Source organism: Kitasatospora sp. NPDC001683, from assembly GCF_053596495.1.
Map to the genome: position 1 here is coordinate 80,861 of NZ_JBSFGK010000027.1, position 13,804 is coordinate 94,664.

At 72.1% G+C, this 13,804-nt stretch carries 15 protein-coding genes; 11 read left to right on the plus strand and 4 right to left on the minus strand.

What is annotated here, in order from left to right:
* Nucleotides 1-10 precede the first annotated feature (10 nt).
* From rimI to ACWCYO_RS17155, 4 genes are all read left to right on the plus strand, one after another.
* Nucleotides 11-499 (plus strand): ribosomal protein S18-alanine N-acetyltransferase, encoded by a 489-nt coding sequence (gene rimI, locus ACWCYO_RS17140; RefSeq protein WP_270151192.1) that lies wholly within the window; start codon nucleotides 11-13, stop codon nucleotides 497-499.
* Complete coding sequence (tsaD, locus tag ACWCYO_RS17145) at nucleotides 492-1,598, plus strand: tRNA (adenosine(37)-N6)-threonylcarbamoyltransferase complex transferase subunit TsaD (RefSeq protein ID WP_270146492.1); 1,107 nt, start codon at nucleotides 492-494, stop codon at nucleotides 1,596-1,598. The genes rimI and tsaD overlap by 8 nt, the downstream gene beginning before the upstream one ends.
* Complete coding sequence (locus tag ACWCYO_RS17150) at nucleotides 1,595-1,873, plus strand: hypothetical protein (protein ID WP_270146493.1); 279 nt, start codon at nucleotides 1,595-1,597, stop codon at nucleotides 1,871-1,873. Before tsaD ends, ACWCYO_RS17150 begins: the two co-directional genes overlap by 4 nt.
* A gap of 79 nt (nucleotides 1,874-1,952) precedes the next feature.
* A complete protein-coding gene (locus ACWCYO_RS17155; RefSeq protein ID WP_270146494.1) occupies nucleotides 1,953-2,858 on the plus strand; it encodes a polysaccharide deacetylase family protein in 906 nt (301 codons plus the stop codon).
* On the opposite strand, the gene ACWCYO_RS17160 is transcribed toward ACWCYO_RS17155, so the two are convergent.
* Both ACWCYO_RS17160 and ACWCYO_RS17165 read right to left on the minus strand, forming a co-directional pair.
* Entirely contained in the window at nucleotides 2,855-4,030 is a 1,176-nt protein-coding gene (locus tag ACWCYO_RS17160) for a THUMP-like domain-containing protein (protein WP_449784642.1), read from the minus strand. The genes ACWCYO_RS17155 and ACWCYO_RS17160 overlap by 4 nt on opposite strands.
* Before the next feature lie 64 nt (nucleotides 4,031-4,094).
* Complete coding sequence (locus ACWCYO_RS17165) at nucleotides 4,095-4,427, minus strand: hypothetical protein (RefSeq protein ID WP_270146496.1); 333 nt, start codon at nucleotides 4,425-4,427, stop codon at nucleotides 4,095-4,097.
* Between the two features lie 248 nt (nucleotides 4,428-4,675).
* Here ACWCYO_RS17165 and groES point away from each other — a divergent pair, with 248 nt between their 5' ends.
* The 3 genes from groES to ACWCYO_RS17180 all read left to right on the plus strand — a co-directional run bounded on the left by groES (nucleotide 4,676) and on the right by ACWCYO_RS17180 (nucleotide 7,957).
* Nucleotides 4,676-4,981 carry a co-chaperone GroES gene (gene groES / locus ACWCYO_RS17170; protein ID WP_014136232.1) on the plus strand — a complete coding sequence of 102 codons (306 nt, stop codon included), beginning with the start codon at nucleotides 4,676-4,678 and terminating at the stop codon, nucleotides 4,979-4,981.
* Between the two features lie 134 nt (nucleotides 4,982-5,115).
* On the plus strand, nucleotides 5,116-6,744 hold the full coding sequence (gene groL, locus ACWCYO_RS17175) for a chaperonin GroEL (protein WP_270146497.1): 1,629 nt from the start codon (nucleotides 5,116-5,118) through the stop codon (nucleotides 6,742-6,744).
* Between the two features lie 214 nt (nucleotides 6,745-6,958).
* Entirely contained in the window at nucleotides 6,959-7,957 is a 999-nt protein-coding gene (locus ACWCYO_RS17180) for a LysR family transcriptional regulator (RefSeq protein WP_270146498.1), read from the plus strand.
* A 97-nt stretch (nucleotides 7,958-8,054) separates the two neighbouring features.
* On the opposite strand, the gene ACWCYO_RS17185 is transcribed toward ACWCYO_RS17180, so the two are convergent.
* Nucleotides 8,055-8,381 carry a WhiB family transcriptional regulator gene (locus tag ACWCYO_RS17185; protein WP_270146499.1) on the minus strand — a complete coding sequence of 109 codons (327 nt, stop codon included), beginning with the start codon at nucleotides 8,379-8,381 and terminating at the stop codon, nucleotides 8,055-8,057.
* Between the two features lie 561 nt (nucleotides 8,382-8,942).
* Between ACWCYO_RS17185 and ACWCYO_RS17190 the strand changes: the two genes are divergently transcribed.
* From ACWCYO_RS17190 to ACWCYO_RS17205, 4 genes are all read left to right on the plus strand, one after another.
* Nucleotides 8,943-9,554 carry a response regulator transcription factor gene (locus tag ACWCYO_RS17190; protein WP_014136228.1) on the plus strand — a complete coding sequence of 204 codons (612 nt, stop codon included), beginning with the start codon at nucleotides 8,943-8,945 and terminating at the stop codon, nucleotides 9,552-9,554.
* Nucleotides 9,555-9,862: 308 nt separating this feature from the next.
* The gene (gene shbA / locus ACWCYO_RS17195) at nucleotides 9,863-10,579 is read left to right on the plus strand and encodes an RNA polymerase sigma factor ShbA (protein ID WP_333493490.1); all 717 of its coding nucleotides are present in this window, start codon (nucleotides 9,863-9,865) and stop codon (nucleotides 10,577-10,579) included.
* 259 nt (nucleotides 10,580-10,838) lie between these two features.
* Nucleotides 10,839-12,341, plus strand: a complete 1,503-nt coding sequence (gene guaB / locus ACWCYO_RS17200; RefSeq protein WP_270146501.1) for an IMP dehydrogenase — start codon at nucleotides 10,839-10,841, stop codon at nucleotides 12,339-12,341.
* Between the two features lie 161 nt (nucleotides 12,342-12,502).
* Nucleotides 12,503-13,630 (plus strand): GuaB3 family IMP dehydrogenase-related protein, encoded by a 1,128-nt coding sequence (locus ACWCYO_RS17205; RefSeq protein WP_270146502.1) that lies wholly within the window; start codon nucleotides 12,503-12,505, stop codon nucleotides 13,628-13,630.
* Here ACWCYO_RS17205 and ACWCYO_RS17210 read toward each other — a convergent pair.
* Nucleotides 13,621-13,803, minus strand: a complete 183-nt coding sequence (locus ACWCYO_RS17210) for a (2Fe-2S)-binding protein (RefSeq protein ID WP_449784643.1) — start codon at nucleotides 13,801-13,803, stop codon at nucleotides 13,621-13,623. The genes ACWCYO_RS17205 and ACWCYO_RS17210 overlap by 10 nt on opposite strands.
* Nucleotide 13,804: the final 1 nt, after the last annotated feature.

Below are 13,804 nucleotides of genomic sequence, written 5' to 3' on the forward strand. Positions count from 1 at the left end.
CCTGCGCCCGATGCGCTGGTGGGACATCGAGCCGGTGATGGACCTGGAGCTCAGGCTGTTCCCCGAGGACGCCTGGTCCCGCGGGATGTTCTGGTCCGAGCTCGCCGAGGCCCACCCCGGCGGCACCCGCCACTACTCGGTCGCCACCGCCGCGGACGGCACGATCGTCGGCTACGCGGGTCTGATGGCCGTCGCCGGCGAGGGCGACGTCCAGACCATCGCCGTCGACGAGCGCCACCAGGGCGCCGGCCTCGGCACGGCGCTGCTCACCGACCTGATCCACGAGGCCGCCCGGCGCGGCTGCGCCGACCTGCTGCTGGAGGTGCGGGTGGACAACCAGCGCGCCCAGCGGCTGTACGAGCGCCACGGCTTCGAACCGGTGGGCATCCGGCGCGGCTACTACCAGCCCGCCAACATCGACGCGCTGGTGATGCGCCTCGACCACCCCAGCACCGACAGCACCGACCCGAAGGACATTGAGGACACCCGCCATGGCTGACGAACCGCTCGTCCTCGGCATCGAGACCTCCTGCGACGAGACCGGCGTCGGCATCGTGCGCGGCACCACGCTGCTGGCCGACGCGGTCGCCTCCAGCGTCAACGACCACGCCCGCTTCGGCGGCGTCGTCCCGGAGATCGCCAGCCGCGCCCACCTGGAGGCGATGGTCCCGACCATCCAACGCGCCCTGGACACCGCCGGGATCAAGGCCAGCGACCTGGACGGCATCGCCGTCACCGCCGGCCCCGGCCTGGCTGGCGCGCTGCTGGTCGGCGTCAGCGCGGCGAAGGCGTACGCCTGGGCGCTGGACAAGCCGCTGTACGGGGTCAACCACCTCGCCTCGCACATCTGCGTCGACCAGCTGGAGCACGGCCGACTGCCCTCGCCGACGATGGCCCTGCTGGTCTCCGGCGGGCACTCCTCGCTGCTGCTCAGCGAGGACATCACCACGGACGTCCGCCCGCTCGGCGCGACCATCGACGACGCGGCCGGCGAGGCCTTCGACAAGGTCGCCCGGGTGCTCGGCCTGGGCTTCCCGGGCGGCCCGATCGTCGACCGGACGGCCCGCGAGGGCGACCCCAAGGCGATCCAGTTCCCGCGCGGCCTGAGCGGGAGGAACGACCCCGAGTACGACTTCTCCTTCTCCGGTCTGAAGACCGCCGTCGCCCGCTGGGTGGAGGCCAAGCGCCGGGCCGGCGAGGAGGTGCCGATCGCCGACGTCGCGGCCTCCTTCCAGGAGGCGGTCACCGACGTGCTCACCCGCAAGGCCGTCAAGGCGTGCAAGGACAACGGCGTCGACCACCTGATGATCGGCGGCGGCGTCGCGGCCAACTCCCGGCTGCGCGAGATGGCCCAGCAGCGCTGCGACCGGGCCGGCATCCGGCTGCGGGTGCCCCGGCCGGGCCTGTGCACCGACAACGGCGCGATGGTGGCGGCGCTGGGCTCCGAGATGGTGTGGCGCGACCGCGCCCCCTCCGCCTTCGACCTGTCGGCGGACTCCTCGCTGCCCGTCACCGACGTCCACGTGCCGGCCGCGGTGATCGAACACGGCGACGTCCACGGCCAGGCCTACCACGCCCTCGGCGGTGGCGCCGCGTGACCGTCGCCGCGATGTGGGAGGCCCGGGCGGCGGACGGCCGCGGGGCCGAACTCGCCGCCTGGATACGGGAGTTCGCGCTGCCCGCGGTGCGCGGCGCGGCCGGGCTGGTGCGGACCGAGCTGTTCTCCGCGCCCGGTGAGCGGGTGCTGCTGATCACCTGGTGGAGCGGCGAGCCCCCCCGATCCGAAATGTTCGCAGTGATCGCCGACCCGCCGGCCGAGCTGCTCGGCCGCCCGGTGCACCGCTGGTCCTTCACCAGCGAACACGTCGAGTAGACGGTGGTCGGGAACCGCCGCCGCGACCGCTACCGTGCATAGCTGAGAGAAAGCTGGACGGGACCGGGAGCGCGGTGCGGTGAACAGGGACGGGCGGAACAGGACCAGGACGTACACGGCGGGGGCGCTGGCCCTGCTGGCCTTCGCCACCGCGTGCGGCGACGGCGGCGGTGCCGCACCGGCCGCGACCACGACCGCGGCGGCGGAGCCCCGGCCCGCCGCCGTCGGCGGCGCGCCGACCGCCGCGGCCACCACGCCCGATGCGGCCCCGGCCGAGGGCGACGCCGCGGCCTGGGCGAAGTGGAACCTCAAGCCGCTGGCCCCGGCCCCCGCGCCGCCCGCCGACAAGCCCATCAAGCTCGAACGCACCGGCACCGTACCGGTGTTCAGCGACGTGAAGACCACCGACAAGGTCGTCTTCATCACCATCGACGACGGCGCCGAGAAGGACCCGAAGTTCGTCGAGATGCTGACCGACCTCAAGGTGCCGATCACGATGTTCCTGACCAAGGACATCGTCAAGAACGACTACGGCTACTTCAAGCCGCTCCAGGCGCTCGGCAACCACATCCAGAACCACACCGTCACCCACCCGGTGATGAGCAAGCTCCCGCCGGACAAGCAGAAGTCCGAGATCTGCGACGACCAGGCCGCGCTCACCCAGCAGTACGGCACCGCCCCGCTGCTGTTCCGCCCGCCGTTCGGCGACGGCGCCAACACCCCGACGCTCAACAACTCGGTGCAGCAGTGCGGCCCGCGCGCGATCGTGCTCTGGCGCGAGTCGATGCAGATCCACGACATGCAGTACCAGACCGGGGACAAGAAGCTGAAGCCCGGCGACATCATCCTGGCGCACTTCCGCGGCCCCAAGGAGCTCAAGGGCGCCACGATGACCCAGATGTTCGGGGACCTGCTGGCCCGGATCCAGGAGCAGGGCTTCGCGGTGGCCCGGCTGGACGACTACATCCAGCCGCCGGCTTCCTAGACGGCCTGGACGGGTCGGCCCAGCATCATCAGCGGCCCGTGGTCGGTGCGGCTGAGGATCACCGTGACGGTGTTCGGCCCGGAGGGCTTGAGCTGACGGCGCAGCTCCTCCGGGGTGATCGCCATCCCGCGCTTCTTGATCACCACCGTGCCGACCCCGCGCTCGCGCAGCAGCGCCTTCAGCTTCTTGATGTGGAAGGGCAGCACGTCGGTGAGCTCAAAGGCGTGCGCGTACGGGGTGGCCACCAGCCGGTCCGAGGTCAGGTAGGCGATCTTCGGGTCGATCAGCCGGCCGCCGACCTGCTCGGCCACCTCGGCCACCAGGTGCGCCCGGATCACCGCGCCGTCCGGCTCGTACAGGTACCGCCCGACCGGGCCGGCCGGCGGGTCGGGCAGGTCGCCGCCGGTCAGGCTGGCGGCCTGCGGCAGCAGGGTGGCGCGGTGCGGGCGGGCGGCCCCGGTGCCGAACCAGAGCACCGCCTCCTTGACGTCCCTGTGGTCGGAGACCCACTCGGCCTCGGCGTCCGCCGGGACGGCCTCGTGCGGGATGCCCGGGGCGACCTTCAGGGCGCCGATCGGGGTCCGCCGCCCGGCCTCGATCGCCCAGGAGAGCGGCGGCGCGTACGCCTCCGGATCGAACACCCGGCCGCGCGAGGTGCGCCGGGCCGGGTCGGTGAACACCGCGTCGTAGCCGGTCACGTCCACCTCGGCGACGTCCGCGCAGACCACCTCGACCAGCTCGGCCAGGCCCAGCGCGGCGGCGTTCGCCGCGGTGGCGGCGCAGGCCGCCGGGTCCTTGTCGACGGCCAGCACCTGGATCCCGGCCCGGGCCAGCGCCAGCACGTCCCCGCCGATGCCGCAGCACAGGTCCGCCAGCCGCCGTACGCCCAACTCGGCGAAGCGGCGCGCCCGCCACTCGGCCACGCTGCGCCGGGTGGACTGCTCGACGCCGTTGGGCGTGAAGTACATCAGGTCGGCGTCCGCCCCGAACTTCGCCCGCGCCCGCTGCCGCAGCCGCGCCTGCCCGAACGCCGCCGACACCAGCTCCGCCGGGTGCTCCCGCCGCAGCCGGGTGGCCAGCGCCAGCTCCTCCTCGGGGGCGAACTCGCGCAGCTCGGTGAGCAGGGCCTGACCCTCGGGGGTCAGCAGGGGCTGGAGGTTCTCGGTGTCCACGAGGTCATTCTGACCGCTCAGCGGATGTGGCGGCGGCCGGCCGACCGGAACCCCGGCGGCCGGTTCACCGCCACAGGACACCCGAGGCGAGGACCGCGGGCCCGAACGGCGAGATCGCGGCGGCGACCGTCAGGAACCGGTAGCCGGACCGCCAGCTGCGCACGACCACGACGATGCTCGCCACGAGGGCGGCCACCGGGCCGGCGATCATCCCGATGCCCAGGAAGGCCCAGATGCGCCCGTCCCCGTCGTCCCCGGCGCCGGGACCGCTGCCGAGGCAGAGGGTGAAGTAGAAGACGGCGAACGGCAGCACGACGCCGAGCAGGGGCAGCGCCAGCAGGGCGAGGGACGCGTCCTTGAGCCGGGACGGGCCGACGCGCATCGGAATCGATGTCATGTCAGGAGTCTTGCCCCGGGCCGCCGAGTCGCACATGAGTACGGCTACTCATCCCCGACCCGAGTCCGCCGGGCGCGCCGTTGGCACTCTGGTTGACTGAGTGCTAACCGCGGCCTATGGTCGTCCTTGGCACTCCCCACTGGGGGAGTGCTAACGCGAAGACGTGTGTCTGACCCCCGCGACGGCAGGCCCGCAGGTTCGCCCCTACCCGTTAGAAAACCCCGTAATCTCCGAAGGGGAGCTCGGACGTGACCACCAGCAGCAAGGTTGCCATCAAGCCGCTCGAGGACCGCATCGTGGTCCAGCCGCTCGACGCCGAGACCACCACGGCCTCCGGCCTGGTTATCCCGGACACCGCCAAGGAGAAGCCCCAGGAGGGCGTCGTCCTGGCCGTCGGCCCGGGCCGCTTCGAGGACGGCCAGCGTCTGCCGCTCGACGTCGCCGTGGGTGACATCGTCCTGTACTCGAAGTACGGCGGCACCGAGGTGAAGTACCAGGGCGAGGAGTACCTCGTCCTCTCGGCCCGCGACGTTCTCGCCATCATCGAGAAGTAACGCGGCATCGAGAAGTCAGTCGTTCCGACCCGCCCCGGATCCGTGTCCCAAGTGACAGGGGCCCGGGGCGTGGTTGTTGGTTCACGTAGTTCGGCGGCCGGTGGTCCGGCCGCAGCCCCGAGGGAATAGGGAACATGGCGAAGATCCTGCAGTTCGACGAGGACGCCCGCCGCTCGCTGGAGCGCGGTGTCAACAAGCTGGCCGACACCGTCAAGGTGACCATCGGCCCCAAGGGCCGCAACGTCGTCATCGACAAGAAGTTCGGCGCCCCGACCATCACCAACGACGGCGTCACCATCGCCCGTGAGGTCGAGCTGGACGACCCGTACGAGAACCTTGGCGCGCAGCTCGTCAAGGAGGTCGCCACCAAGACCAACGACGTCGCGGGTGACGGCACCACCACCGCCACCGTGCTGGCCCAGGCCCTGGTCAACGAGGGTCTGCGCAACGTCGCCGCCGGCGCCGGTCCCGCCGCCCTGAAGAAGGGCATCGACAAGGCCGTCGCCGCCGTCTCCGAGCACCTGCTGTCCGTCGCCCGCGAGATCGAGGGCAAGGACGACGTCGCCGCCGTCGCGTCCCTCTCCGCGCAGGACACCCAGGTCGGCGAGCTGATCGCCGAGGCGATCGACAAGGTCGGCAAGGACGGTGTCATCACCGTCGAGGAGTCGAACACCTTCGGCGTGGAGCTGGACTTCACCGAGGGCATGCAGTTCGACAAGGGCTACCTGTCGCCGTACTTCGTCACCGACGCGGAGCGCCAGGAGGCGGTCCTCGAGGACCCGTACATCCTGATCAACCAGGGCAAGATCTCCTCCATCCAGGAGCTGCTGCCGCTGCTGGAGAAGATCCTGCAGAGCGGTGCCTCCAAGCCGCTGCTGATCATCGCCGAGGACGTCGACGGCGAGGCGCTGTCGACCCTGGTCGTGAACAAGATCCGCGGCACCTTCAACGCCGTCGCCGTCAAGGCCCCGGGCTTCGGCGACCGCCGCAAGGCGATCCTCGGCGACCTGGCCGTCCTGACCGGCGGCACGGTCATCTCCGAGGAGGTCGGCCTCAAGCTCGACCAGGCCGGTCTGGACGTGCTGGGCACCGCCCGCCGCGTGACCATCACCAAGGACGACACCACCATCGTCGACGGTGCCGGTGACACCGAGGCCGTGGCCGGCCGCGTCGCCCAGATCAAGGGCGAGATCGCCGCGACCGACTCCGACTGGGACCGCGAGAAGCTGCAGGAGCGCCTGGCCAAGCTGGCCGGCGGCGTCTGCGTCATCAAGGTCGGCGCCGCCACCGAGGTGGAGCTGAAGGAGCGCAAGCACCGCCTGGAGGACGCCATCTCGGCGACCCGCGCCGCGGTCGAGGAGGGCATCGTCGCCGGCGGTGGCGCCTCCCTGGTCCACGCCGCCAAGGTGCTGAACGACGGCCTGGGCCTGTCGGGCGACGAGGCCACCGGTGTCGCGGTGGTCCGCAAGGCGCTGCACGAGCCGCTGCGCTGGATCGCCCAGAACGCCGGCCTGGAGGGCTACGTCATCACCTCCAAGGTCTCCGAGCTGGAGATCGGCCAGGGCTACAACGCCGCCACCGGCGAGTACGGCGACCTGGTGAAGGCCGGCGTCATCGACCCGGTCAAGGTCACCCGCTCCGCCCTGGAGAACGCCGCCTCGATCGCCTCCCTGCTGCTCACCACCGAGACCCTCGTGGTGGAGAAGAAGGAGGAGGAGGCCGAGGCCGGCCACTCGCACGGCGGCCACGGCCACTCGCACTGAGGCCACAGCACCTGACCGGAGGCCCGGTCCGCTCCCGCAGGGAGTCGGGCCGGGCCTCCGGTTGTTACTCGCCCGCTCGCCTCCGGGGCGCTTCGGGCCCGGCGCGCCCCTTCGGCTCGGGGCGGGTGCGGGCCGGCGGGCCGCTTGAGCCCGCTTGAGGCTTCAACTATCAGTAGAATTTTGCAGAATCCAAAGATTGCCTTATAACTAAGGCATGATCGAGGCCCGCCATCTGCGCGTCCTGCGTGCCGTCGCCCGCACCGGCTCCTTCTCCGCCGCCGCCCGCGAGCTGGGGTGTACGCAGCCTGCCATCAGCCAGCAGATGAAGGCCCTGGAGAAGTCGGTGGACACCCCGCTGGTGGTCCGCTCGGGCCGCGGGATGCAGCTCAGTGAGGCCGGGCGGGTCCTGCTCAAGCATGCCACCGGAATCCTGGCCGGGCTCTCCGCCGCCGAGGAGGAGGTCGCCGCGATCGCCGGGCTGCGGGCCGGGCGGGTGCGGCTGGTCTCCTTCCCGACCGCGAGTTCCACCCTGGTGCCGCCCGCGGTCGCCCGCCTGCGGGACAGCCATCCGGGGGTGCGCGTGTCGCTGGTCGAGGCCGAACCGCCGGAGTCGCTGGCGATGCTGCGCGGCGGCGAGTGCGAGATCGCGCTGGCCTTCCGCTACCCGCAGTCCGACGGCGCGACTTCGGTGCCGGCGCCCGCGCACGGCTCGCCGCGCGAGGCGCGGGCCGAGGCGAACCTGGAGGCGCAGCAGCTGTCGGCCGGCACCGACTGGTCCGACCTGGTGGTCACCCCGCTGCTGGACGACCCGCTGGTGGGCCTGCTGCCCGCAGGTCACCCGCTGGCCGGGCGGGGCGGTCCGGTGGGGCTGGCCGAGCTGGCGGGGGAGCAGTGGATCGCCGGCTGCCCGCAGTGCCGGGGGCACCTGGTGGAGCTGTGCGCGGGGGCGGGCTTCGAGCCCCGGATCGACTTCGCGACCGACGACTACCCGGCGGTGGTCGGCCTGGTGGCGGCCGGGCTCGGGGTGGCGGTGCTGCCCCGGCTGGCCCTGCAGTCGGTGCGTCCTGACGGCGTGTCGACGGTACCGGTGCGGACGGCCTCCGGGGTGCCGGCGGTGCGCCAGGTGGTGGCGCTGACCCTGCCGGACCTGGCCGAGGTGCCGGCCGTCGCGCTGATGCAGGAGCGGCTGGCGGGTGCGGCGGCCGACCGCTGACGGTCGGCGACGGGGGCCCTTGTGCCCCCGGAGGGGGTAGTGGCGGCCTGAAGCGCCGCGAAGAAACGTTTCTCCACGGCGCGCCGCGAGGGCGGGTCTAACGGTGCGCGATCGCCGGCGGGGCCAGCGGGACCTCCACCAGGCGGTGCCGCGAGCGGCCCAGCATCTCCTCGCGCTCGTCCTCCGTCATCCCGCCCCAGACGCCGTACGGCTCACGGACCGCCAGGGCGTGCGCGGCGCACTCGGCGATCACCGGACAGCGCATGCACACCTCCTTGGCGCTGGCCTCGCGCGAACTGCGCGCCGCCCCGCGCTCGCCCTCGGGGTGGAAGAAGAGCGAGCTGTCCACGCCGCGGCAGGCTGCCGAGAGCTGCCAGTCCCAGAGGTCCGCGTTGGGACCGGGGAGACGGGAGAAATCTGCCATGGCTCATTCCCTTCAGAGGCGGTCGGCGGCGTCCGGGCGTGTCGGCGGGCTGCTGCCGAGCGGTGCCCGGCGGGGCGTCCCGCACTGGTATGGACACCTGGAAATATGACTTAAGGCAACTCCATGGACAAGTCACCCACACACCGGCACAACAGTCAATGACCATAGAAAGCTATAAAAACGGGCAAAGTGGGCAAGGGTTTTCGTTGGGCCCGGGCGTGGCAATCGGGTGGCCGAGGGGCGCGCGACACGCCGCACCGGTGTGCGGGTGGTACGCCGACCGCGCGCGAGCTGCGCAAAAGTGCGGCGTGTGCACCGCGCTGCGGCTGATCGGTAATGGGTTGGCCACGTACAGTGGTGGGGATGGCCTGAAGGCCGTAACTCATTCGAGTGACGGTCGTTGGAAGTGCGGAGGCGGTTAGCGGGCGCCGGACGTCGGGAACGATCGCGGGCAAGTCGGGGCGATCAGTGCGAAGTCCGTCGCCGATCGGCCGTGTCGGAGAGGTTCGTACCAGCCAGGAGGCTCAACGTGACGCGGATCAGCTGCGGAGGACGACGGTCATGACTTCCGTTCTCGTTTGCGACGATTCCCCGCTCGCCCGCGAGGCGCTTCGCCGCGCGGTCGCGACCGTACCCGGTGTGGACCGGGTCACCACCGCGACGAACGGGGAGGAGGTCCTCCGCCGCTGGGTGGCCGACCGCTCCGATCTCGTCCTGATGGACGTCCGGATGCCCGGCCTCGGCGGGGTCGAGACGGTGCGGCGGCTGCTGTCCGCCGACCCGGGCGCCCGGATCATCATGCTCACCGTCGCCGAGGACCTCGACGGCGTCGCCCTCGCGGTGGCCGCCGGTGCCCGCGGGTACCTGCACAAGGACGCCTCGCGCGCCGAGCTGCGGGCCACCGTCACCCAGGCCCTCGCCGACCCGACCTGGCGGCTCGCCCCGCGCCGGCTGCGCAGCCCCGACATGGGCGCCGCGCCGACCCTGACGGCGCGTGAGATCCAGGTGCTGGAGGGCATGAGCCACGGACGCAGCAACGCCGAGATCGGGCGCGAGCTGTTCCTGTCCGAGGACACCGTGAAGACCCACGCCCGACGGCTGTTCAAGAAGCTCGGGGCCTCCGACCGTGCGCACGCGGTGGCGCTGGGTTTCCGCTGGGGCCTGGTCCGCTGACCAGCGGCGGCGGCGCCGGTCCGGGCGCGCCGCCGTCGAATTCCGGAGCGGGCGCCGCACGGGCGTGTGACGTTACGGTCCCGAGGTTGCACCATGGAGGAGTGGAGCACCTCGGGGACCAGCGGACAGGCACTGCGGCGAACCACGCAGCCGCAGGACACTCGGCGGACGGCGGGGCGGGAGGCGGCACGGTGCAGGAGGGGCCGGTGGTGCGCGGCACGCCGCACGGTGCCGCAGCGCATAACGTTCCGGTGCACAACTCCGGACGCGGTGCCGCGTTTTCCTGGTCGACCAGGCACCATGGACCGATGCGCGACGACGTCGCCGGTGTGGCCGGCCAGGCGGACCCGGGGGAGGCCGAGCCCTCCGACCCGGGCCACGACCCGTCGTACGCGGATTCCGGCGCCCCCGGCGCCGAGGCCGCTCCGGGCCGCCCGCCGGTGCTCGGTACGGGCGGCTCGCCCCTGGTCGGCGAACTGGTCGCGGCCGCCGTGCGCGGCGAGGGCCCGGCCATCGACGCCCTGCTCGCCTACGTCCACCCGCTCGCGCTGCGGTACTGCCGCGCCAAGCTGGTCCGGCTGCCCGGCGGGGCCCGGCACCACGTGGACGACGTGGCCCAGGAGGTCTGCGTCGCGGTGCTGTGCGCGCTGCCCCGGTACAAGGACCAGGGGCGGCCGTTCGAGGCCTTCGTCTACGGCATCGCCGCGCACAAGATCGCCGATCTGCAGCGGGCCGCGATGCGCGGGCCCGGCTCGACCGTGGTGCCGCAGGACGACCTGCCGGAGGTGCCGGACGAGGCGCTCGGCCCGGAGGAGCGGGCGCTGCTCAGCAGCGACGCGGCCTGGGCCAAGGAACTGCTCTCCAACCTGCCGGCCCGTCAGCGCGAACTGGTGCTGCTACGGGTGGCCGCCGGGCTGTCGGCGGAGGAGACCGGCGAGGTGCTCGGGATGTCGCCGGGGGCCGTCCGGGTGGCCCAGCACCGGGCGCTCAGCCGGCTGCGGGCGCTCGCCGAGGAGTCGTCCTGAGCCCTTGAGCTGCTCGACCGGGCGGAATGAGCCGCGGTGGGGGGTTGTTGTCAAGGGCACACGAGGGCACATTCGCGGTGCCAGTACCATGGGGTATCGGCGCCTGGGCAGGTTGCCAAAGTTTTGCGGGTGCGCACGGGGTTCCCTTGGAGGTTCCTCCAACCCACCCGGCTTTCGGCGGTCTGCGCGAGTGAGCGATCAACGCGCCCTTCCCTCAGGGCGCGAGCGGATTAGGCCGGCCACGGAAGGTACTCCCCACATGTCTTACAACGCCGCAGGCGTACCCGAGAAGTTCGCCATGCTCGGGCTCACGTTCGATGACGTCCTGCTGCTGCCCGGGGCTTCCGAGGTGCTGCCGAACCAGGTCGACACCTCCTCCCGGGTCTCCCGGAACGTCCGCGTCAACATCCCGCTGCTGTCCGCGGCGATGGACAAGGTCACCGAGGCGCGGATGGCCATCGCGATGGCCCGTCAGGGCGGCGTCGGCGTGCTGCACCGCAACCTGTCGGTCGAGGACCAGGCCAACCAGGTCGACCTGGTGAAGCGCTCCGAGTCCGGCATGGTCACCGACCCGATCACGGTCGGCCCGGACACCACGCTGGCCGAGGCCGACGCGCTGTGCGCCAAGTTCCGCATCTCCGGCGTGCCGATCGCCGACGAGGCCGGCAAGCTGCTCGGCATCGTCACCAACCGTGACATGGCCTTCGAGTCGGACCGCAGCCGCCAGGTCCGCGAGATCATGACCCCGATGCCGCTGATCACCGGCAAGGTCGGCATCTCCGGCGAGGACGCGATGGCGCTGCTGCGCCGCCACAAGATCGAGAAGCTCCCGCTGGTCGACGACGAGGGCCGGATCAAGGGCCTGATCACCGTCAAGGACTTCGTCAAGGCCGAGCAGTACCCGAACGCGGCCAAGGACGCCGAGGGCCGCCTGCTGGTCGGCGCCGCGGTCGGCGCCAGCGCCGAGGCCTTCGACCGGGCCCAGGCCCTGGTCGAGGCGGGCGTGGACTTCCTGGTCGTCGACACCTCGCACGGCCACAGCCACAACGCGCTGGCCTGGATCGAGAAGATCAAGTCGGCCGTCCGGGTCGACGTGGTCGGCGGCAACGTCGCAACCCGGGACGGCGCCCAGGCGCTGATCGACGCCGGCGTGGACGGCGTCAAGGTCGGCGTCGGCCCCGGCTCCATCTGCACCACCCGCGTCGTCGCCGGCATCGGCGTCCCGCAGATCACCGCCATCTACGAGGCCGCCCAGGCCTGCCAGGCGGCCGGCATCCCGGTCATCGGCGACGGCGGCCTGCAGTACTCGGGCGACATCGGCAAGGCGCTGGCCGCCGGTGCCGACACCGTGATGCTGGGCTCGCTGCTGGCCGGCTGCGAGGAGTCCCCGGGCGAGCTGCTGTTCATCAACGGCAAGCAGTTCAAGTCCTACCGCGGCATGGGCTCGCTGGGCGCCATGCAGTCCCGCGGCCAGGGCCGTTCCTACTCCAAGGACCGCTACTTCCAGGCCGAGGTCGCCTCGGACGACAAGCTCGTCCCCGAGGGCATCGAGGGCCAGGTGCAGTACCGCGGCCCGCTGGCGGCCGTGCTGCACCAGCTGGTCGGCGGCCTGCGCCAGACCATGGGCTACGTCGGCGCCGGCACCATCGCCGAGATGGAGAGCAAGGGCCGCTTCGTCCGGATCACCGCGGCGGGCCTCAAAGAGAGCCACCCGCACGACATCCAGATGACCGTCGAAGCGCCGAACTACTCGGCCCGCTGAACGGACCGATCGGCCGAGGGGCCCGCCGCTGCGCCGCAGCGGCGGGCCCCTCCGCGCGTCCGGGGCGCGGGCCGTCGGGGCGCCACCGGTGGTAGTACGGGATACTGGGGGCGGCCGGGGTGACCCGGCGGGCATGGAGCAACAAACCAGAAGGGCTCGAAGTGACTGAGATCGAGATCGGGCGAGGCAAGCGCGGCCGCCGGGCGTACGCCTTCGACGACATCGCCGTCGTCCCCAGCCGCCGTACGCGTGACCCGAAGGAGGTCTCGATCGCCTGGCAGATCGACGCCTACCGCTTCGAGCTGCCGTTCCTGGCCGCCCCGATGGACAGCGTGGTCTCGCCGCAGCAGGCCATCGCCATCGGCCGCCTCGGCGGTCTGGGCGTGCTCAACCTCGAGGGCCTGTGGACCCGCTACGAGGACCCGCAGCCGCTGCTCGACGAGATCGCCGCGATCACCGACGAGGCCGCCGCGACCCGCCGTCTGCAGGAGATCTACGCCGCGCCGATCCGCGCCGAGCTGATCAAGCAGCGGATCCAGGAGGTCCGCGACTCCGGTGTGGTCACCGCCGCCGCGCTCTCGCCGCAGCGCACCGCCGAGTTCTCCAAGGCCGTCGTCGACGCCGGGGTCGACGTCTTCGTCATCCGCGGCACCACCGTCTCGGCCGAGCACGTCTCCAGCGCCGCCGAGCCGCTCAACCTCAAGCAGTTCATCTACGAGCTGGACGTTCCGGTGATCGTCGGCGGCTGCGCCACCTACACCGCCGCGCTGCACCTGATGCGGACCGGCGCGGCCGGTGTGCTGGTCGGCTTCGGCGGCGGCGCCGCCCACACCACCCGCAACGTGCTGGGCATCCAGGTGCCGATGGCCACCGCGGTCGCGGACGTGGCGGCGGCGCGTCGTGACTACATGGACGAGTCCGGCGGGCGCTACGTGCACGTGATCGCGGACGGGGGCGTCGGCTACAGCGGCGACATCCCCAAGGCGGTCGCCTGCGGCGCCGACGCGGTGATGATCGGTGCGGCGCTTGCCCGGGCCACCGACGCCCCGGGCAAGGGCTTCCACTGGGGCATGGAGGCCGTCCACGAGGAGCTGCCGCGGGGCAAGCGGGTGAACCTCGGCACGGTCGGCACCACCGAGGAGATCCTGACCGGGCCGTCGCACACCCCCGACGGCACCATGAACCTGTTCGGTGCGCTGCGGCGGGCGATGGCCACCACGGGGTACACCGAGCTGAAGGAGTTCCAGCGGGTCGAGGTGACGGTGAACCCGGCGCTCGATCATCGCTGAGGAGTTCGCTGAAGCGGGGACGGAGGCCTCTGCCGGATTGCCGGTGGGGGCCTCTGGGCGTTTGTGGGGGTGGGGGGGTTCGCGCCCGGCCCGATCCGGTAGTAGAGGCAACAGCTCGTCCGTCGGAACGCCGCCCCGCGCGAGCCGGTGAGCAGCGTGCCGGAGCCCGTCAAC